We start from the raw sequence: 19,529 nt of genomic DNA, 5'->3' as shown, positions 1-19,529 counted from the left end.
CCGGTCGGGCGCGCGTCGGGATCGGTGCTGCCGGCGCCGGGCCGGGGTGTCCCGGACGGGGTCGGCCCGGTCAGCCGCGGGCGGCCCGGCGCAGCGGCGGGGTGAGCCAGGCCAGCGCGACCCCGCCGGCCAGCACCGCGGCCCCGGCCGCCAGCCCACCGCGCGGGCCCGCCGGCGTCGTCGCCACCACTCCGGCCAGCGCCGCGCCGGCGGGGGTGCCGAGCCCCCAGGACAGCATCCGCGCGGTCGTCGACACCCGGGCGCGGGCGTGCTCGGGGGTGACCTGCAGCCGGTAGGTGACGGCGTTGAGCACGACGGTCGAGTAGGCCGCCCCGAACGCGGTGGCGGCGAGCAGCGCGGGGACCCAGTGTGTCGCCGCGACGACGGCGACCGCGCAGGCCAGCGAGACCGGGAGCCCGGCCAGCGCCAGCCGGGCTCCGCCCCAGCGCTCCGACAGCCGTGGGACCAGCCGGGCCGCGGCCAGCCCACCCACGCCCCAGCAGGCGAACAGCAGGCCGAGCCGGGCGTCGCCGTCGGCGCGGATGCCCAGGACCCGGTCCGCCCACGGCACCGTCATCGCGAGCCAGGCGCCGCCCGCGACGGCCTGGGTGGTGCCGACGAGGGTCAGGGTGCGCACGACCGGGTTGCCCCACAGCAGCCCCAGGCCCTCGCGCACGTCGGCGAGGATCCGGGTCGGGGCGCGGGTACCCGGCCCGGGGGACAACCGCCCGGCCACCGAACGGATCAGCAGCGCCGACGCGACCGCGGTGAGCGCGGTGACCGACAGCAGCCCGGCCGGGGCCAGTGTGGCGACGGCCAGCCCGGCCAGTGGCGGCACGACCAGCTCGACGACGGTCGTCGCGCCGTAGAGGGTGGAGAACGCCGCGGTGATCCGGTCCGGCCCGACCAGGGTGGGCAGCGCGCCGAAGTTCGCGGCGTCGAAGAACACGAACCCGGTCTGCACCGCGACCGCCGTGCCGAGCACCTGCCACGGCGTGAGCACCCCGGCCCACCACGCGAGCGGGACCCCCGCGAGCACCAGCCCGCACGCCAGGTCCACGCCGACCATCAGCCGCCTGCGGTCGACCCGGTCGGCCAGCGCCCCCGCGACCAGCCCGAACAACAGGTACGGCAGTGCCTCCGCCGTCGCGATCGCCGCGGTCCACGCGGGGGAGCCCGTCAGGCGGTAGACGAGTACCGGCAGCGCGACCGCGGCGGCCAGTGAGCCGGCGACCGAGACGACCCGGGCGGTCAGGTAGCGGCGCAGGTCGGTGCGTTCGTGCTCGGGGGCGGTCGGGGCCGTCTCGCTCACGGGTTCCTTCCGTCGGGGTTGCGCGAACCCTAGTGTGAAACGACAGTCATCTCCAATAGATCGGGACGAGAGATGGCCCACTGTTGAAAACCAATGTCGTTTATGGTGACGATGGTGCGGTCCGGAACCGGACGATGTCACCCACTGGAGGAGAAAACGATGAAGGACATCTTCACCGAGCTCGAGGCCGAGCGCGCCCTGCCGCACAACTCCGCGAGCCACTCCAACGCCCTCGTCGAGAACCCGTTCGCGACCGAGCAGGCCGCCGAGCAGGAGTGACACCCGCCGCGGGCCCGGCACCGGTGACGGTGCCGGGCCCGCGGTCTGCCGTGACCGACCGACGGACCAGGGAGAGCCAGTGCAACGACTGCGACCGGGCGTGAGCGTCTTCGAGGTCCCCGGTCGGGGCACCGCCCTGCGGGAGGCGTCCGGCCGGCTGCGCGGGATCGACCTGCCCCCCGCCACCGTCGAGGCGCTGACCGCCTGGTTCGACGGTACCGACCCGGTACCCCCGCCGGAGCTCGTCCCGGAGCGGGACGCGTTCGCCGCCGCCGGCTACCTCGACCACGCGCCGCCGCCGCGCACCGTCACCGTGACCGTCGTCGGGTCCGGCGCGCTGGCCGACGCCGTCGCCGCCGCCCTGGACGGGCCCGGGGTACGGGTCGGCCGTCGCGACCTCGCCACGCTCACCGCGGCCACGCCGGGGAGCCCCGCCGCGGGCGGCTCCGGGACCGGTGGCCGCGCCGACCCGGCCACCGCCGGTGGTGCCACCGACCCGGCCACCGCAGGCGACCGCACCGGCGACGACGCCGCGGCCGGCCCCGGCGACGCCGGTACGGCCGGTCCCGTCGACGCGGTGTGCGCCGTCGCGGACGGCCCCGCACCCGCCGCCTGGACCGCGCTGGACACGCTGCCCGCACGGGGGACCGCGTGGTTCCGGCTCGCCGTCGAGGGCCGCCACGGCATCCTCGAACCGCCCTCGGTGCACCCCGGTGACGCCGGGCACGCCGACGTCCGCGCCCGGCGCCTGGCCGCGGCCGGGTCCGGACACCCGCACCTGCTCGCCTACTGGGACGCCGCCCCCGCCGCCCCGACCGGCCCCGGCGACCACGCCCTGCTGGCCGCGCTGCTCGCCGCCGACGTGCGCGCCTGGGTGGCGGGCCACGACACCCCCGCGTCCGGCGCCCTCGTCCCGGCCGCGCTGCCCGCCCGGCGTCGCCTGCGGGTGGTCGACCTCGACACCGCCGCCGTCGCCGACCACGCCCTGCTGCCGGTGCCCGACAGCGCACCGTGAGCGAGCTCGACCTGCCGGGCCCCGACGGTGTCCGGCTCGCCGCCACCCTCGTCCGTCCCACCGCCGCACGCTGGCCCGCGGTCCTGATCCGCACCCCCTACGGCCGTGAGCGGCTGCTCCCCGAGGCCCGCGGCTGGGCCGCGCACGGGTTCGGCGCCCTCGTCGTCGACGTCCGGGGACGCGGCGGCTCGACGGGCAGCTTCCTGCCCTACGCCCACGAGACCGGCGACGGCGTCGCCGCGCTGGCCGCGCTGCGTGCCGTCCCGGGCTGCGACGGTCGGGTCGTGCTCGCCGGCGCCAGCTACGGGGCGCACTGCGCGGTCGCGGGTGCCCTCGCCGATCCCGACGTGTGCGGGGTGCTCGCCGCGGTCCCCGCGCTCGGACCCGGTGAGACCGCCCGCGAACCCGGCGGCGCCGCCCGGCTGGCCTGTCGGATCGGCTGGTGGTCCGAGCACGGGCAGGACGCCCGGCCCGCCGCCCCGTCGGCGGCCACGACGCTGCCGGTCACCGCGGCGCTGGACCCGGCGCCGGCCGGCTGGACCGACCTGTGGGACGCCCCCGCCCGGACACCGTGGTTGTGGGACGGGGTCGCCCTCGCCGCGATGCCGCTGCTCGCCGTCGGGGGCACCGCGGACCCGTTCGCCGCCCGGACCTGGGCGCTCGCCCGGCACTGGGGAGGACCCTCCCGGCTGGTCCTGGGACCGTGGGGGCACGAGCTCGACGCGCCGGCACCCGGTGCCGCCCTGGCCGGCCGTCGGATCGGCGCGGTCTACGCCGCCTGGGCCCGCGCCGCGGTCGAGAACCGGCCGCTGGGGCGTGGCGCGCTCGTCGCGGCCGGGGGGACCGGTCGCTGGGTGCGCGCCGGGGGAGCCCCGGCACTCGCCGTCGACGCCGTGCGGCCGGGTGGGTTCCCCGCCGGGTTCGTCGCCGACCCGGACCGGCCGGTGCGGTCGCGGCCGCCGGGGGCGCCGGTCCCCGCCGTCCCCGCCGTCCCCGCCGTCTCCGGACCGGACCTGCACCGGGACGACCGGGTCGTCGCCCACACCCCGCCCCTGTCCGCCGGGACCCTCGCCGGACCACTGGTCGTCACGCTCGTCGCCGACAGTGGCGCCGTCGACGCCGACTGGGTCGTGCGGATCGGGCTGCGCGACCACGACCTCGTCACCGCCGTGCACCGGCACCGGGGCCCGTCGCCGCACCGGGTCGTCGTCACGACCCCACCGGTCGGTGCCGCACTCGCCGAGGGCGACCGGCTGCGCGTCGAGATCGCCGGGCACCACTGGCCCGCCCACGCCCGCAACCCGCACACCGGGCAGGACGCGGCGCACGCGACCGACCTGCGCGCCGACCCCCGCACGGTGCACGCGGTGCACCTGGACCTGCCACACGTCCCACCCGGCCGCGACGAGCTCGCCGCGGCCGCCATCCCCGAGGAGGTCACCCTGTGACGGCACCGACCGTTCCCGTACTGCCGGTGGAGGCGCTGGTGGACCCGCTGAGCGGGGTCGTCCGCCGGCTGGTGGACGTCGCCCCCGTGCCGGGGCTGCCCGCCGCCTACACCGCCGTCACCGCGGAGGTGTCCGACGCGCGCCGGCTCGGCGCCTGGCCCGCCGACCGGGTCAGCCTCGGCACCACCTTCGGCGACCGGGACGGCGCGCGCACCGCCGCGCTCGGCGAGGCGGTCGAGCGCTACTGCGGCAACCGCGTCCCGCGCGACCTCCCGCTGACCACGGCCGCCGAGCTGCGCGACGCGGGCCGGCGGTGCTGGGGCCCCGACGAGCTGCCGCTGCTCGCCCCCTGGCAGGACGGCCGTCCCTACCGGCGCTTCACCGACGACCTGCCGATCCGCTGGATCGCCGGCGTCGAGGCCGACGGGGAGCAGACGTGGCTGCCCGCCTCCTGGGCGCTGCTCAACCATCACAGCGGCGCCCGCCGCGACGAGCCCCGCTTCCACCACCTCAACTACGCCGGCATCGCGACCGGCGACGGCGCGCTGGACGCCCATCGCCGTGGCCTGCTCGAGCTCGTCGAGCGCGACGCCCTGGAACGCTGGTGGCACCTCGGACTGCCCGGCCGCGGCATCGACCGGGCCTCGGTGCCGGGGCTCGACGCCGCGCTGGCCGGGGCGGCGTTCGAGGTGCACCTCGTCGAGCTGCCCACCGAGTACCCGGCCGCGGTGGTCGGGGCCGTCGTCGTGGACCGGGAGACCGGGATCGTCGCCGGGGGTGGCGCGGCCCGTTTCGACGCCGGTGAGGCGGCGACCAAGGCCGTGCTGGAGGCCGTCCACACCTGGGTGTTCACCCGCGGTCTGCTCGACCCCGACGGTTGGGTGTACGCCTCGATCGAGGCCGGGGTCCTCGCCCGTGGGCTCTATCTCGACCACCGCGCCGACCGCCGCTACCGGGACGGCGCCGGTGCGCGCTACGCCGCCGTGCGCGACCTCGGCGCCCAGGTGCAGGTGTGGCTCGACCCGCGCGTCCAGGAGGAGTACCTGCCCCGGTTCACCGCGCCGGCGACGCGCGGCCCGCTGCGCGCCGGTGTGACCGGGGACCTGGCGTCGCTGACCGCGGCGCTGCTCGCCGACGGGCACCGGATCGCGCGCGTCGACCTCACCACCCCCGACGTCGCCGAGACACCCTGGCGGGTGGTCCGCACGTGTGCCACCGGGCTCGTCCCGAACGCGCCGGCGGCGTTCCGTTACTGGGGGCTGCCGCGCTGGCGCGAGACGGCCCGCGCGTACGGCCTCGACCTGGACCCGGCCACCGGCCCCGACGGGCTGGTGCACTGCCCGCCGCCGTTCCTGTGACGGCACCGCCCCCGGGTAGGCCCGCACCGTCCCCGGGCCGGGCTGCACCGTCCCCGGGTAGGCCCGCACCGTCCCCGGGCCGGGCTGCACCGTCCCCGGGCAGGCCCGCATCGCCCCCGGGCCGGGCCGCACCGCCCCCGGAGCGGGCCGCGGCCCCCGGCGGGACGGTGCCGGACCGGCGGGTCGCCGTGGACCCTCGGACCGCTGCGGCGTTCCGGCTCGCCTGGTCCGGCGCCGACCCCGGTCCCACCGACCACACCACCCGCCCCGCCGAGGCGACCACCGCGACCCGGCCGGTGCCCCTGCCCGTCGACGGCACCGGGACCGGTGCGCTGCTCGCGCTGTCGCTGGCCGCCGATCCGGCCCGGGTCGTCGGCGGGGTGCGGCTGCGCCGGGTGCCCTCGGCGGGTGGTCGCTACCCGGTCGACGCCCGGGTCGGCGGCCGCGTCTACGACCCGCTCGCCCATGCCCTCGGGGACCCGCCCGGCCCGGTCGACGCCGGGCCCACGGACGCCGGGCCCACGGACGCCGGGCCCACGGACGCCGGGCCCACGGACGCCGGGCCCACGGACGCCGGGCCCACGGACGCCGGGCCCACGGACGTCGACCGCGCGGACGTCGTCCTCCGGTTGACCCCGGAGCGGACCGCGTGGCGCTACGGACCGCGCTCGCTGCCGGTGCTGCTGCTCGACCTCGGCCACGCGGCCGCCGCCGTGCTCGCCGCCGCGGCCACCCTGGACCGGCGGCGGACGGCCCACCTCGTCCCGGACGGTCCCCGGTCCCGGGTCGTGCTCACGACCGGGCCCGGCCCCGACGGCGCCGTCCCGCTGGGCGCGGGCGCGGCCGGGCACCCGGCGGACGTGCTCCGGGCGCGTCGCTCGGTGCCGTTCGCGAACCTGCGCGCCCCGGTCCCCGACATCGGGCTCGACCGGGTCGCCCGGGACCGGCTGGTCGCCGGCCAGCGCGCGTCCGTGCTCGACGCCGGGCACCCGCTGCTGGCCGCGCTGACCCGGCGGGCCTGCGGGATCCCGGACCTCACCGGCGTCGGCGGGCTGCTCGTCGTCACCGGGGACCTCGACCCCGGCCCCGGGACCGTGACCCAGCACGTCGCGGCCGGGCTCGCCGTCCACGACGCCTGGCTGGCCGCGACCGCGGCCGGTCTCGCGGCCCGCCCCGTCGGCTGCTGGGTCGAGGCGGTCCTGCGGGGCCCCGCCGGCCGTGGGCGGGTGCAGCACGCCCTCGCCCTCGGGACCTGAGGTCACCGGCGGGGTCGGCCCGGTCCGGTGACCGTCCCGCCCCGCACGGCGTCGGTCAGGTCGCGGGGGGCAGCGGGGGCGCGGGGGGGGCTCGTGCGGTGGCTCGTCCTCGCCGGGGGACTTCCCACCCGGCTTGTCGTCGCCACCCCCGGCCAGGAACCGCTCGAACTCCGCGGCCAGCTCGTCGCCGCTGGGCAGCTCGCCGCCCTCCAGCCCGTCCCGCAGGTCACCGGACTCCCGGGCCGCGATGACCTGGTCGTACTGCTCCTCCAGGGCCGACACGACCTGCCCGACCTCCTTCGAACCCGCCACCTGCTCGGCGATCTCGGAGTCGGCCTGCTCGGCGGCCCGGGTCAGCGTCTCGGTCGGCAGGTACAGCCCCGCCGACAGCCCCGCGTGGTCCAGCAGGACGCGCGCCGCCTGCGGGTACGCCGAGCGCGACAGGTAGTGCGGCACGTGCACGGCGTAGCCCACGACGTCCTGACCGGCCTGCCCGAGGCGGTACTCCAGCAACGCGGCGGCGCTGCCCGGGACGTCGGCGGTGGCGAACCACGGGGTGTGGCCCTCCACCAGCTCCGGCCGGGTGCCGTGCGCGGTCACCCCGATCGGGCGGGTGTGCGGCACCGCCATCGGGATGCCCTGCAGCGTGATCACCAGGCGGATCCCGAGCTGCTCGACCAGCAGCCCGACCGCGGCGACGAACCGCTCCCACTGCATGTCCGGCTCCGGCCCGGCGAGCAGCAGGTACTGCGTGTCCCCGGTGTCGGCCAACGCGACGACGTCGAGCTCCGGCGGGTCGTAGTCGGCCCAGCGGTCGGTCTCGAACCGCAGCGGCGGGCGTCGCGACCGGTAGTCGACGAGCTGGTCGACGTCGAACCGGGCCACCCGGACCGCCTCGCGGTCGTCGGTGAGCGCGCCGACGGCGAGGGCGCCCGCGTTGCCGGCGTCGACGAACCCGTCCAGCACGACGATCAGGACCGGCTCGTCGAGGGCCGGCGCGGCCGGGTCGACCTGGTAGAGCTGAGCGGGATCGAGCACCGGCGTCCTCCGAGTCGTGGCGTGCACCGCGACCCTATCCGGAGGCCCCCACGGCCTGCCCGGCCGCGGTGTGACCGCCGCGTCGTGTGACACGGTCCCACCGGGGCCCTCCGCGGGTCCGGGGTGGACCAGAATGGTCGTTCGTCATGCACACGTCACGTCGCGCTTACGTCGTCTGGTCCGCCGGTCTGTTCGCCTACGTCGTCGCGGTCCTGCAACGCAGCTCGTTCGGCGTCTCCGGGCTGGAGGCGGCCGACCGGTTCGACGCGTCCCCGACCGTGCTCGCCGGGTTCCTCGTCCTGCAACTGCTCGTCTACGCCGCCCTCCAGGTCCCCGTCGGGCTGCTGCTCGACCGGTTCGGCGCCCGCACCATGGTGCTCGCCGGTGCCGTCACCATGACCGCGGCGCAGGTCCTCGTCGCACTCGCCACCTCGCTGCCGCTGGCCGTCGCGGCCCGGGTGCTCGTCGGCGTCGGCGACGCCCTGACGTTCATCTCGGTGCTGTCGGTGCTGTCCACCTGGTTCGCCCCGCGCCGGGTACCGCTGATGACGCAGGTCACCGCGCTGCTCGGCCAGTTCGGACAGGTGCTGTCCGCGATCCCGCTCGCCACGGTCCTGCACGCCTACGGCTGGACCACCGCGTTCCTGTCCGCCGCCGCGATCGGGGTCGTCGCCGCGGTCGCGGTGCTCGCCGTGTTCCGCGACCGGCCACCCGGCAGCCCGGCCCCGGCGCCGGCGAGCAGCCCCCGCGAGGTCGTCGACGGGCTCCGGGACGCCTGGGCGCACCCGGGCACCCGGCTCGGGCTCTGGTCGCACGCGGGCACCCAGTTCTCCGGCCTGGTGTTCGCGCTGCTCTGGGGTGTGCCCTACCTCGTCGCCGGACAGGGGATGAGCCCCACCGGCGCGTCGGCGATGCTGACCGTGCTCGTCCTCGCCGGGGCCGTCGTCGGACCGGTGTTCGGTGAGTTCACCGCCCGCCACCCGCTGCGCCGGTCCTGGCTCGTGCTCTCGGTCATCGCCGCGACCGCACTGGTGTGGACGGTCGTGCTGCTCGTCCCGCCGCCCGCCCCGCTGTGGCTGCTCGTCCTGCTCGTCGTCGTGCTCGCCGCGAACGGGCCCTGCTCCGCCGTCGGGTTCGACTACGCCCGCACCTTCAACCCCGCGCACCGGCGCGGCACGGCCGTCGGGATCGTCAACGTCGGCGGGTTCACCGCGTCGCTCACCACCACGCTGCTGGTCGGTCTCGTGCTCGGCGTGTCCGGCGGCTACACCCCCGAGGCGTTCCGCCTCGCCTGGCTCGTGCAGTTCCCGATCTGGGCGCTGACCGCGGTGGCGGTCGTCCTGGCCCGGCGCAAGGCCCGGCGGGTGATGGCCGCCGAGGGCACCGTCGTCCCGCCGCTGCGCGAGGCGCTGCGCCGCAACCGGCGACGCGGGCGGACCGGGTAGACGACGACGGGGGCGGGACCCGTCCGGTCCCGCCCCCGCCCCGCACACCGCACCCGGCGTGCTCCGCCCGTCCGCCACACCGCGCGGGTGCGATCCGCTCGTGCGGCGGGCCTCACGCGGTGTGGTCTGCTCGTTCGGCGAGCCTCACTCGGCGAGCAGCCGGTACAGGGCCTTGCGGGCCTCGGTCAGGGTCTCGGTCGCCGAGGCGACCTGCGCCTCGGAGCCGGCCTCGGCGACCTGCCGTGCGGCGGCCGCGAGCCGGCCGAGCTCGGTGCCCAGACCGGTCGCCGGGTCCGACCCGGCCTCCTCGGCGTCCTCGGCGAACGGCGCCCACACCGCGTCCAGCTCGGCGCGGTGCTCCTCGACGTGCCGGGTGCCCTCGTCGGTCAGGTGCACGACGCGCCGGCCCTCGGTCTGCTCGGAGCGGACCAGACCCTCGTCCTCCAGCTGGGACAGCATCGGGTACACCGAGCCCGGGCTCGGCTTCCACTGACCGCCGGAGCGGCCGGTGATCTCCTGGATGATCTCGTAGCCGTGCCGCGGGCCGTCGGCGACGACCGCCAGCACCGCCGTGCGGACGTCGCCGCGGGCACGCCTGCCGCGCCGTCCGCCGGGGCCGGGCCCCCCGGGACCGAAGCCGCCGGGACCGAACCCTCCCGGGCCGAACCCGCCGGGACCGAAGGGGCCGCCGGGGCCGAACGGTCCGCCGGGGCCGAACGGTCCGCCGGGGCCGAACCCGCGGCCGGGACCGAAGCCCCGTCCGCCGGGGCCGCGTCCACGGCGGTGGGAGCGACCGCGGCGGTGGCCGCCCTCGCTGCGGGGATCGTCACGGGGATCGTCACGGTCGTCGCCGTGGACATCGGGGGTGTCGTGCATGGCTGCCTCCTCCGGGCCGCAGGGGAACCCGGCGCCGCGGCGGCCCCGGGGGTATCGCTGGGTACGGGGCCCGAACGGGCTCCGGAACATGTCGCGCGTGGTCATGACGCGTCGTCCTCTCGTCGTGAGCCTCCCTCTTCGATCGGCTCGTGTGCCATCACGATATATCGCGACTGCTCTTCGACGCAACGGTGATCTGTCGAAAACGTCCTGGGGTGCGCGCTACGGCCCGCGGCGGGTTCACTGTCCCGGCGGGCGGTCCGCCGGACGGAGGGGGAGTCGTGGGGCGTCACGATGCAGCGGGCACCGGCCCGGCCGGCGGGGCGCCGGAGGACACGGCGCAGGAACTGGACCTGAGCGAGGTCTCCGCCGCGCAGCTGCGCGACCGGCTCTCGGCCCGGTCCGACGGGCGCGACGACCGGGTCGTCGAGGCGGCACGTGAGCTGCGGGCCAGCCTGGACCGGCTCGGTGCGGGCCTGGCCGCCCGTCGTGCGGCGCTCGTCGGCCGGGCGGGGGAGATCGCCCGGGCGGCCGTGCCCTACGTGGGCGGTGCCGTCGCGACCGGGGTGGGTGCGGCGCTGGTGGTGCGCCGGGTCCGCCGTCCCCGCCGCTCCCCGTTCCCCGGGGCGACCTGACCCGGGGCCGGTCGGCCGGGGTCAGCCGCCTCCGAGCCCGGCGCGCACCCGCATCAGGGCGAAGCCGAGCAGGTTCCGCCCGGGCCAGCGCTGCGGCGCACCGAGGTCGGGATGGTCGGCGGCGAGGCCGACGCCCCAGATGCGGTCGACGGGGGAGGCCTCGACGAGGACCGCGTCACCGGTGCCCAGCAGGGCGGCGGTGAGCCGCTCGGCGGACCGGAACTTGGCGTCGTTGCCCTGGACGACGACCTCGACCCGGCGTGCGGACCACACCGCGGAGTCGAAGCCGCGCACGTCGCGTCCGGCGCGCTTGGCGGTGTCCGGGTCGTCGTCGGACAGGACCCGCGCGAGTGCCTCGTCATCGCCGAAGACGCGGGCCTTGGCGGCCATCATCCAGTGCTCGGCGGTGGCGTAGCGGACCCCGTCGACGACGAACGGCGACGGGAACCACTGGCTCAGGACGTGCACGTCGCCCGGTTCGGGCTCGGAGCCCCAGAACGGGACGAACCGCGGGTCCGCGCCCGCCGCCACGGCGGCCCGCAGGGATGCGACGTCGGTCGGGGCGCCCTCGCTCACGCCGAGGATGCTAGATCGTCGGGGCGGTCGCCGCGTCGGCCAGCGCCGCCAGCAGCTCGGCCGCTCCGGCCCGTCGCCCGGCGGGGACCCGGGCCAGCAGCTCGGCGACGGCGGCGCGCCGGTGGGCGTCGACGTCGCGGATCAGCTCCCGTCCGGCCGGGGTGAGCTCGACGATCAGGTGTCGCCGGTCCTCCGGGTCGGGCCTGCGGTCGACCAGGCCGGCCCGTCCGAGCCGGACCAGGACCCGGGTGGCGTTCGAGGGGTGCACGTCGAGCTCGCGGCCGACCGCGGCGACGTTGGTGCGTCCCGCGTCGGCGATCAGCAGCAGCACCCGCAGCTGGGGCACGGTCACGAGGTCCCCGGCCGCGGCGACCGCGCGCACGCTGATGCCGGTGAACGCGCGCGCCAGGGCCAGGCCCGCCTCGACCGTGGCGCCGTCCGGGTGATCCCGGTCTCGCCCGTCCGTCCCGCCCATCCCCGTCCACCTCCCGCACCAGGGGGCTTTACCCCCGCCTGACCGTTGCGTCGATCAATCTTTGCCATTGCACAACTACTGCGCAAGCGCAACAATAGGGCCGTCGAAGGGAGAGTTCCATGAAGGTGTCCGACATCCTGCGGATCAAGGGCGACACGGTGCAGACCGTGTTGTCGTGGAACACCATCGCCGAGGCCGCGACCCGCCTCGCCGGTCCGCCGGCGATCGGCGCGCTCGTCGTCTCCGACGACGGCCGTCGGGAACGCGTCGACGGGATCGTCTCCGAGCGCGACATCGTGCGCCGGCTCGCCACCGACGGTGCGGGGCTGCTCGACCTCACCGTCGCCGACGTCATGTCCCGCCACGTCGTGACGTGCGCGCCGGAGGACTCGCTCGCCGAGGCCATGGGCCTGATGAACCGCTGGCGCCACCGTCACCTGCCCGTCGTCGACGGCGGGCGGCTCGTCGGGATGATCAGCATCGGCGACGTCGTCAAGCAGCGGCTGGCCGAGATGAGCACCGAGGCCGGGGTGCTGCGCGACATCTACCTCGCCTCCCACTGACCACGGGCCCGCCCCGGCGGTTCCCGGTGTGACGTGACCGCGTCGCCGGGAACGGCCGGGGCCCGCCGCACGTTGCACCGGACATGGCTGCAGCGAGTGCCACCGCAGGTCGCCGCGCCGGCCGTACGGCCGCGTTCGCGACACTCTTCCGCGCCCTCACCCGTCGCGGCCGCCCCGGGGAGCCCGGGCCGGTCGAGCGGTTCCGAGCGCTGCCCGCCATGGCCGGCGACGCCTGGCGCGGCACCTACCCGCACCTCGGGAAGGGCCGGGTCGCGCTGTTCCTGATGGCACTGGCCTATCTGGTGTCGCCGGTGGACCTGGTGCCCGAGGCGTTCCTGACCGTCTTCGGCCTGGGCGACGACGCGGTCGTCGCGATGTGGCTCGGTGGGGCGCTGCTGGTCGAGGCCGACCGCTACCTGGGGTGGCGGCGGACCGCACCGGTCGTCGTCGACGGTCAGGTGCAGGTCGACCGGACGTAGTCCCGGATGCGCTGCGAGGCGGCCTGGTACTCCGGGTCCGCCCGGTCCTGGGCGATCCCCGGGTCGCGGGCGACGGCGAGGGTGTCCCCGCCGTTGGCCTCCAGCAGGGCCAGCTGACGTTCGACGAGCACGTCCACCCGCTCGAAGTCCGCGCGGATCTCCTGCGGGGCGAGCGAGGTCACCTGCTCGTTCGCCTGCCGCACGTTCGCGGCCACCTCGCCCACGTCGGGGATCGCGCGGCCGATGCCCACCCCGTTGAACGGCTGGGTCGCGGTGCGGCTGGCCTCGACGGCGTCGCAGAACGGGCTGGAGGGGCGGCTCTCGGTCGTGGTGACCGTGCGGGACGAGCCCGGCTGGGTCGCCAGGGAGCTCCCGCATCCCGCTGTCAGGAGCAGCGCCAGTACCGCCGGGAGGAGCAGTCCTGGCCGCCGTACAGCCGTCATCCCCGATCCTCCGCTCAGCGGCCGGGAATCGCCCGCGCCACGGGGCGAGTCTAGGGCGGGCGGTGTGAGGTGGATGTCGGCGGTGGGTCCGCGCGCCCGGGTCAGCCGCCCAGTACCTCCCGCAGCACCGCGGGCCGGTCGGTGATGATCCGGTCCACCCCGGTGCGTGCGGTCCGGCGCATGTCGTCGGGGTCGTTGACCGTGTAGACCCCGGTCTGCATCCCGCGTGCCCGGACGTCGGCGACCAGGGTGCTGTCGACGTCCCGGAACGACGGGTTGATCTGCGTGACCCCGTGCGCGACGGCGTCGTCGAGCTGCGCCGCGGTCGGCCGCCCGTCGAACAGCCAGCCGGCCGGGACGTCCGGGGTGGCCTCGGTGAAGCGCCGCATCGCGTCGTGGTCGAAGGACTGCACCACGACGTCCCGGCGGCCGTCGACCTCGTAGCCGACCTCCTTCTCCACGCCGGGGTACCTCGCCGGGTCCTTCAGCTCGATCAGCAGGTCCGCGCGGCCGCCGAGCCGGTCGCCGAACTCCGCCAGGGTCGGGATGCGCTCCCCGGCGAAGGCGGGGGAGAACCACGACCCGGCGTCGAGCCGGCGCAGCTCGGCCAGGGTGAACGACCCGACCGGCGCCAGGGCGCGGGCCGGGAAGACCCGCTCGACGTCGGTCGTGCGGGCCAGGGTGGCGTCGTGGACGAGCACGAGGTGCCCGTCGGCGGTGCGCTGGACGTCGACCTCGACGGCGTCGGCCCGCTGGGCCAGTGCGCCGTCGGCGGCGGCGAGGGTGTTCTCGGGGGCGTCGGCGGAGGCGCCGCGGTGCGCGACGACCTCCGGGCCGGGCCGGGGACGGTCGGTGTCGGCGAGGGCGGTCGTGGCCGTCGCGAGGAGGGCGGCGGGGACGAGGAGGGTGCCGAGCAGGCGTCGCACGAGGTGAGTCCTCAGGATCGGGGGCGGTGCCTGGGACCATGGTCGCGCGGCTGGTCGGGAGGGTGTCGGGCGGGTGTCCTGCGGCGGGCGGGCGGACGAGGAGCTGGGGGTCAGGGCCGGTGGAGGGCCGCCTCGAACGCGGGGAGGTAGCCGTCCCGGTAGCCCTGCCCCGTCGGGTGGTAGACGGCCGGCGCCGCTGCCGGCGGGGGAGTGATCCAGGGGTCGGCGGAGCAGATGCCGTGCCCGGCGAACGCGCCGCGGACGTCGACGAACCGGCCCCGGAAGCGGCCTGCCGCGTCGGCGAGGGCGGCGTCGAGGGTGTCGGCGGCCCGGTTGAGCGCCTCGCGGCGGACCGCGTTCGGGACGCCGGGGACATCGCAGTCGGCGCCCGGCTCGAACAGCCGCGGGTAGCCCAGCACGAGGATCGTGGCGTCGGGTGCCTGCAGCCGGACCCCGACGATGGTCGAGATCAGACCGCCGGGGGCGACCCAGCGGGCGGCGCGCTCCCCGCCCCGGACGGCGCGCAGGCAGGTCTCGTCGTCGCGCGCGACGCTGCAGGCGGCCAGGACCGGCCCGAACCCGGTGTCGTTGCCGCCGACCGTGATCGTCACCAGGGTGGTGTCGGCGGAGACGGTGCGCACCTGCCGGGCGATCACCTCGCCGCTGGTGGCGCCGCTGCACGCGACGCTCACGAACGACGCCGGGGCGTGGCGGGCCGCCCACAGCGCCGGGTAGGAGGCGTCGCTCCGGCGGCAGTCCCCGGTGGCCGGGTCCGGGCGGGCCCCGACGCCCGCGGCGTAGGAGTCGCCGAGCGCGACGTAGCGGACGGGGGCGGCGGCCGGTGCCGGCGCGGCGAGGGCCGCCGGCGCCAGGGCGACCAGTAACGCGCACGTCAGCAGGGGGACCAGGAAGCGGCGCACCCGTCCAGACAACCCGCGCGCCACCGGGACGGCAATTCGGGCACCGGGTGAGGGGGTGCACGCGGTGTCGACGACGAGGTGCGCCGAACGGGTCCCGGCCCGGCCGCGTCCGCCGCGCAGCGGTTGCGGTGCCGCCGTGCTCCCGTCCTCACCCCGGGTGACGGTCCGGTGCGCCCCGATCCCGGTCACGACCACTCGGCTGTGCGGACCGGCAGGGAGAACGGGCAGCTCAGAGCGCTGTCCACGGCGGACGGAGCGGACCGGCCGCACGGTGAACGGCAGGTGACGGGGCCGAGTGACCGGTGCTCCCCGCTCACCGCCCGCAACGTCCCGCCGGTCTCGTGATCACCCGATCGGGTTTGTCCGTCCGGTCCGTCCGGCTAGCGTCGTCGGCAGATCACGGAACGGTCACGAACCGGACGCGGCTCCTCCCCAGGGGGCCGCCCGCTCCCCACGGGTTGTCCGCCGCTCCGGGATCCGGAAGGAAGGGTCGTGGCACGGCATCGCTCCCCCCGGAGCCGCCCGGCGAGTCTCGCGCTCCTGGCCCCGCAGTTCGCGGTGGCCGGGATCGGGGTACCGGTCGGCTCGTTCCCCGCAGGTCCGCACGTCCGGCGCGCCCGTGACACCCGGACCGAGGACGGCTCGCGCTGGCCGGCCTCGACCCGGATCGCAGCCGCCGTCGTCGCGGTGGGCGGCATCGCCGCCACCGCCCACGCGGGTGTCGGCTCCGGCGACCTGTCCGCGACCGTGACGTCCTGGTCCGACACGGCGGGATCGTCGTCCGTGTCGGACCGGGACGCCGCCCTCCCCGCCGCCGTCCCCGCCCCGCGGGCCGCGGCGGACGACGCCACCTCCCCGATCGCGGACCCGGCCACCATCGCGTCGCTGGCCGCCCCGGCCGCCGCCCCCTCGGCGGCCGCGCGCACCGTCGCCGCCGCCGACACCGGCCGTGCCCGGGCCGCCTCCGCGGTCCAGGCCGCCGGCGCCTCGGTCGACCAGGTCCGCAAGGCCGCCGAGGAGCGCGCCCGGGCGGTCGAGGCCACCCGCGCTGCGGGTGCCACCGGTGCGCTGCAGTCCGCCTCCGCGGGCGGTGCGGTGTCGATCGTGACCGGCCGGGTGACCTCGGGTTTCGGCTCCCGCTGGGGCACGAGGCACATGGGGCTCGACATCGCCGCCCCGATCGGTACCCCGATCCACGTGCCGATCGCCGGCACCGTGATCAGCTCCGGCCCCGCCAGCGGCTTCGGGATGTGGGTCCGGGTCCGGCACGCGGACGGCACGGTCACCGTCTACGGCCACATCAACCGCTCGCTGGTCTCGGTCGGCCAGAAGGTGGCGGCGGGCCAGCAGATCGCCGAGGTCGGCAACCGGGGCCAGTCCACCGGTCCGCACCTGCACATCGAGGTCGTGGACCCCGGCGGTACCAAGATCAACCCGAAGCCGTGGCTGGACGCGAACGGGTTCCGCTACACCTGAGTCAGGAGTTCTGGACCGACTCCAGCGCACGGATCTTGTTGGTCGCGTCCAGTGCGGCGACCTTGTAGGCCTCGGACAGCGTCGGGTAGTTCAGGACGGTGTCGACGAGGTAGTCGATCGTCCCGCCGCAGCCCATGATGGCCTGCCCGATGTGCACGAGGTCGGTGGCGTTCGTGCCGAACACGTGCACCCCGAGCAGCCGGTGGTCCTCGGGTGACACCAGCAGCTTCAGCATGCCGTAGGAGTCGCCGACGATCGCCCCGCGCGCGAGCTCGCGGTAGCGGGCCAGCCCGGTCTCGTACGGGATCGACGCCGCGGTCAGCTCGGCCTCGGTGCGCCCGCAGAACGAGATCTCCGGGATCGTGTAGATGCCGATCGGCTGAAGCTCGTGCAGCTCGCGGACGGGCTCGCCGAACAGGTGGTAGACCGCGAGCCGGCCCTGGTCCATGCTGGTCGAGGCCAGCGCCGGGAACCCGATGACGTCGCCGACCGCGGCGATGTGCTCGACCGAGGTCCGGTACTGCTTGTCCACCTCGATCCGCCCCCGGTCGTCGGCCCGGATCCCGGCGGCGTCGAGCCCCAGCTCCTCGGTCATGCCCTGCCGTCCCGCCGAGTACATGACCATGTCGGCCGGGATCTTCTTGCCGCTGGCCAGGCTGGTGACGGTGCCGCGGCCGTTCACCTCGACCGAGGACACCTCCTCGCCGAACCGGAAGGTGACCGCGGAGTCGCGCAGGTGGAACTTCAGCGACTCCACGACCTCGGGGTCGCAGCACCCGAGCATCGCGTCCCGCTTCTCCACCACGGTGACCCGGGTCCCGAGGGCGGCGAACATCGACGCGTACTCGATGCCGATGACCCCCGCCCCGACGACGACCATCGACCCGGGCACGCGACCCAGCTGCAGCACCTGGTCGGAGTCGACGACCCGCTCGCCGTCGAACGCGACGGTGTCCGGGCGGGCCGGGCGGGTGCCGGTCGCGAGGACGAAGTGCGAGGCACTGACCTGGTTGTGGTCCCCGCGCCCCGGCCCCTCGACGACGACGGTGTGCGGGTCGGTGAACCGCGCCGTCCCGGTCAGGATGTCGACGTGGTTGCGCAGCAGCTGGCTGCGCACGATCTCGGTCTCGCGGCCGATCACGTGCCGGGTGCGGGCCAGCAGGTCGTCGATGGTGATCTCGGACTTGACCCGGTAGCTGGCGCCGTACATCTCGCGCTGGCTGAACCCGGACAGGTACAGCACCGCCTCACGCAGCGTCTTCGACGGGATGGTCCCGGTGTTCACGCAGACCCCGCCCATCATGTGGCCGCGGTCGGCGATCGCCACCCGCTTCCCGAGCTTCGCTGCGGCGATCGCGGCCTTCTGCCCGCCGGGGCCGGAGCCGATCACCACCAGGTCGTAGTCGTGGACGGATGACTCGTCGGCACTCACCCGCACAGCGTGGTGGCCGCCGCGCCGCGCGGCAACCGCGCCGGTGTGAACACCGTGTCACGCCCGGTAGGAGCGTCTCCGCTCGGCGGCGAGGAAGTGCGCGGTCTCCCGGGTGGCGGTGTAGAGCAAACGGTAGTGCGGGTGGAAGCGGTCGTAGACCTCGCGGGCCGCCGGGTCCGGCTCGATCGTGCGGGCGACCGGGTTCCAGTCGCGCAGCCGGGGTTCGGCCCCGGTCGCCACGGCGGCCAGCCAGGCGTCGCCGAGGGCGGCGCCCACGGTCTGCTCCGGCACGTCCTGCGGGACCCCGGTCACGTCGGTGACGATCCGGGTCCACAGGCCGCCCTGCACCCCGCCGCCGACCGCGACCAGGCGCTTCGTGCCGCCGCCCGCGGACCGCATGACCTCCAGGTTGCGCCGCACGCCGTGCGCGATGCCCTCCAGCGCGGCCCGGTACACCTCGCCGCGGGTGTGCCCGGTGGTCAGCCCGGCGACCACCCCGCGGGCGTCCGGGTCGAACAGCGGTGTCCGCTCCCCGGCGAAGTAGGGGAGCAGCAGCAGCCCCCCGCTGCCCGGCGGTGCCTCGGCGGCCTCGGCGACCAGCCCGGCGAACCCCTCCCCGGTGAGATCGCGCAGCCAGTTCGTGATCGCCCCGGAGGTCGCCATCCCGGCGGCCAGGGTGAACGACCCCGGTACGACGCCGCGGGTGGTCCACATCGCGGGGTGCGGGTGCGGACGGTCGATGACCTCGATGAGGAACATCGTCGTCCCGTACATGACCATGACCTCCCCGGCACCGGTCACCCCGGCACTGGTGGCCTCGGCCCAGGCGTCGACGGTGCCCGCGGTGACCGGGAGCCCCTCGGGCAGGCCGGTCGCGGCCGCTGCCGCCGCGCTCACCCGTCCGGCGACCTCGGTCGGCCACAGGAGCCGGGGCAGCGTGAGTCCGGGGGCGGTGCGCTCGGCCCAGTCCGGTGCCCAGTCGGCTGCGGTCAGGTCGTACATCGGGTCGCACTGGCTGGCCGAGTGGTGGTCGAGGACGTACTCGCCGGTGAGCCGGTGCACCAGGTAGGACGAGCACATCAGGAACATCTCGGTGCGGGCGAACACCTCCGGCTCGTGCCGGGCCAGCCACCGCCACTTCGGCCCCACCGCCTGCGACGACAGCGGCGTCCCCGCCCGGGCCAGGATCGCGTCCTCGCCCAGCTCCCCGTTCAGTTCGTCGATCTCGGTCCCGGCCCGGGTGTCGACGCCGTAGAGGATGGCCGGGCGCAGCGGGCGGCCGTCGCCGTCGGCGGGCAGCAGGGTGGGGCCGATCCCCGACACCCCCAGCCCGGCCAGCTCGGCGTCGCCGTCGAGGGCGGGCAGCAGCTCCCGCACGATCGCGACGAAGTCGCCCCACCAGACGGTCTCGGCGTCGTGCTCGACGTGGCCGGGCCGGGGCTGGGCGGTGTCGTGTGCGCGGTCGGCCCTGGCCAGGACCCGGCCGCCCGGATCGACGAGGACGCCCTTCGAACCCGACGTGCCGATGTCGACGCCCAGATACACGCGCATGGGACGTTCCTACCGTCCGGACCGCG

General features: G+C 76.5%; 19 protein-coding genes. 9 read left to right on the top strand and 10 right to left on the bottom strand.

Going from position 1 to position 19,529, the window contains the following annotated elements; all coding sequences use genetic code 11:
- Positions 1-70: 70 nt before the first annotated feature.
- Positions 71-1,312 (bottom strand): MFS transporter, encoded by a 1,242-nt coding sequence (locus KPF47_RS21700; protein ID WP_224390654.1) that lies wholly within the window; start codon positions 1,310-1,312, stop codon positions 71-73.
- A gap of 159 nt (positions 1,313-1,471) precedes the next feature.
- Between KPF47_RS21700 and amiA the strand changes: the two genes are divergently transcribed.
- The 4 genes from amiA (at position 1,472) to KPF47_RS21685 (ending at position 5,412) form a co-directional block, all read left to right on the top strand.
- A complete protein-coding gene (gene amiA, locus KPF47_RS39010; RefSeq protein WP_020625778.1) occupies positions 1,472-1,591 on the top strand; it encodes a streptamidine family RiPP in 120 nt (39 codons plus the stop codon).
- Positions 1,592-1,691: 100 nt separating this feature from the next.
- Positions 1,692-2,606, top strand: coding sequence for a hypothetical protein (locus KPF47_RS21695; protein WP_224390652.1), 915 nt, complete (start codon positions 1,692-1,694; stop codon positions 2,604-2,606).
- On the top strand, positions 2,603-4,054 hold the full coding sequence (locus tag KPF47_RS21690; RefSeq protein WP_224390650.1) for a CocE/NonD family hydrolase: 1,452 nt from the start codon (positions 2,603-2,605) through the stop codon (positions 4,052-4,054). Before KPF47_RS21695 ends, KPF47_RS21690 begins: the two co-directional genes overlap by 4 nt.
- Positions 4,051-5,412 carry a YcaO-like family protein gene (locus KPF47_RS21685; protein WP_224390647.1) on the top strand — a complete coding sequence of 454 codons (1,362 nt, stop codon included), beginning with the start codon at positions 4,051-4,053 and terminating at the stop codon, positions 5,410-5,412. Before KPF47_RS21690 ends, KPF47_RS21685 begins: the two co-directional genes overlap by 4 nt.
- Here KPF47_RS21685 and KPF47_RS40325 read toward each other — a convergent pair.
- Complete coding sequence (locus tag KPF47_RS40325) at positions 5,304-7,706, bottom strand: PAC2 family protein (RefSeq protein ID WP_308015452.1); 2,403 nt, start codon at positions 7,704-7,706, stop codon at positions 5,304-5,306. The genes KPF47_RS21685 and KPF47_RS40325 overlap by 109 nt on opposite strands.
- Before the next feature lie 146 nt (positions 7,707-7,852).
- Between KPF47_RS40325 and KPF47_RS21675 the strand changes: the two genes are divergently transcribed.
- A complete protein-coding gene (locus tag KPF47_RS21675; protein ID WP_224390645.1) occupies positions 7,853-9,151 on the top strand; it encodes a nitrate/nitrite transporter in 1,299 nt (432 codons plus the stop codon).
- Positions 9,152-9,295: 144 nt separating this feature from the next.
- Here KPF47_RS21675 and KPF47_RS39735 read toward each other — a convergent pair whose 3' ends face one another.
- Positions 9,296-10,027 carry a PadR family transcriptional regulator gene (locus KPF47_RS39735; RefSeq protein WP_305080457.1) on the bottom strand — a complete coding sequence of 244 codons (732 nt, stop codon included), beginning with the start codon at positions 10,025-10,027 and terminating at the stop codon, positions 9,296-9,298.
- Between the two features lie 281 nt (positions 10,028-10,308).
- Between KPF47_RS39735 and KPF47_RS21665 the strand changes: the two genes are divergently transcribed.
- Positions 10,309-10,662, top strand: a complete 354-nt coding sequence (locus tag KPF47_RS21665; RefSeq protein WP_224390644.1) for a hypothetical protein — start codon at positions 10,309-10,311, stop codon at positions 10,660-10,662.
- A gap of 21 nt (positions 10,663-10,683) precedes the next feature.
- Here KPF47_RS21665 and KPF47_RS21660 read toward each other — a convergent pair whose 3' ends face one another.
- Both KPF47_RS21660 and KPF47_RS21655 read right to left on the bottom strand, forming a co-directional pair.
- Positions 10,684-11,238, bottom strand: a complete 555-nt coding sequence (locus KPF47_RS21660) for an NADAR family protein (RefSeq protein ID WP_224390638.1) — start codon at positions 11,236-11,238, stop codon at positions 10,684-10,686.
- Positions 11,239-11,248: 10 nt separating this feature from the next.
- Positions 11,249-11,713 carry a MarR family transcriptional regulator gene (locus tag KPF47_RS21655; RefSeq protein ID WP_224390637.1) on the bottom strand — a complete coding sequence of 155 codons (465 nt, stop codon included), beginning with the start codon at positions 11,711-11,713 and terminating at the stop codon, positions 11,249-11,251.
- A 119-nt stretch (positions 11,714-11,832) separates the two neighbouring features.
- On the opposite strand from KPF47_RS21655, the gene KPF47_RS21650 reads away from it, so the two are divergent.
- Positions 11,833-12,276: a CBS domain-containing protein gene (locus tag KPF47_RS21650; RefSeq protein ID WP_224390636.1), complete on the top strand. Its 444-nt coding sequence runs from the start codon at positions 11,833-11,835 to the stop codon at positions 12,274-12,276.
- Positions 12,277-12,359: 83 nt separating this feature from the next.
- A complete protein-coding gene (locus tag KPF47_RS21645; RefSeq protein WP_224390635.1) occupies positions 12,360-12,755 on the top strand; it encodes a YkvA family protein in 396 nt (131 codons plus the stop codon).
- On the opposite strand, the gene KPF47_RS21640 is transcribed toward KPF47_RS21645, so the two are convergent.
- The 3 genes from KPF47_RS21640 to KPF47_RS21630 form a co-directional block, all read right to left on the bottom strand.
- Positions 12,731-13,198: a hypothetical protein gene (locus KPF47_RS21640; protein WP_224390631.1), complete on the bottom strand. Its 468-nt coding sequence runs from the start codon at positions 13,196-13,198 to the stop codon at positions 12,731-12,733. The two genes, KPF47_RS21645 and KPF47_RS21640, sit on opposite strands and share 25 nt — an antisense overlap.
- Before the next feature lie 101 nt (positions 13,199-13,299).
- Positions 13,300-14,124, bottom strand: coding sequence for a glycerophosphodiester phosphodiesterase family protein (locus KPF47_RS21635; protein ID WP_224390629.1), 825 nt, complete (start codon positions 14,122-14,124; stop codon positions 13,300-13,302).
- 110 nt (positions 14,125-14,234) lie between these two features.
- The gene (locus KPF47_RS21630) at positions 14,235-15,044 is read right to left on the bottom strand and encodes an SGNH/GDSL hydrolase family protein (protein ID WP_224390627.1); all 810 of its coding nucleotides are present in this window, start codon (positions 15,042-15,044) and stop codon (positions 14,235-14,237) included.
- A 492-nt stretch (positions 15,045-15,536) separates the two neighbouring features.
- Here KPF47_RS21630 and KPF47_RS21625 point away from each other — a divergent pair, with 492 nt between their 5' ends.
- Positions 15,537-16,520, top strand: a complete 984-nt coding sequence (locus KPF47_RS21625; protein ID WP_224390625.1) for a M23 family metallopeptidase — start codon at positions 15,537-15,539, stop codon at positions 16,518-16,520.
- Between the two features lies 1 nt (position 16,521).
- Here the strand turns inward: KPF47_RS21625 and sthA are convergent, their stop codons facing one another.
- Both sthA and KPF47_RS21615 read right to left on the bottom strand, forming a co-directional pair.
- Positions 16,522-17,952, bottom strand: a complete 1,431-nt coding sequence (sthA, locus tag KPF47_RS21620; RefSeq protein ID WP_224390623.1) for a Si-specific NAD(P)(+) transhydrogenase — start codon at positions 17,950-17,952, stop codon at positions 16,522-16,524.
- Positions 17,953-18,009: 57 nt separating this feature from the next.
- The gene (locus KPF47_RS21615) at positions 18,010-19,503 is read right to left on the bottom strand and encodes an FGGY-family carbohydrate kinase (RefSeq protein ID WP_224390621.1); all 1,494 of its coding nucleotides are present in this window, start codon (positions 19,501-19,503) and stop codon (positions 18,010-18,012) included.
- Between the last annotated feature and the right edge of the window lie 26 nt (positions 19,504-19,529).

It is taken from the genome of Pseudonocardia sp. ICBG1293 (assembly GCF_020131355.1).
Lineage (GTDB): Bacteria > Actinomycetota > Actinomycetes > Mycobacteriales > Pseudonocardiaceae > Pseudonocardia.
The sequence above is the reverse complement of the archived record's forward strand: the minus strand, read 5'-3'. Positions and strand labels throughout refer to the sequence as shown.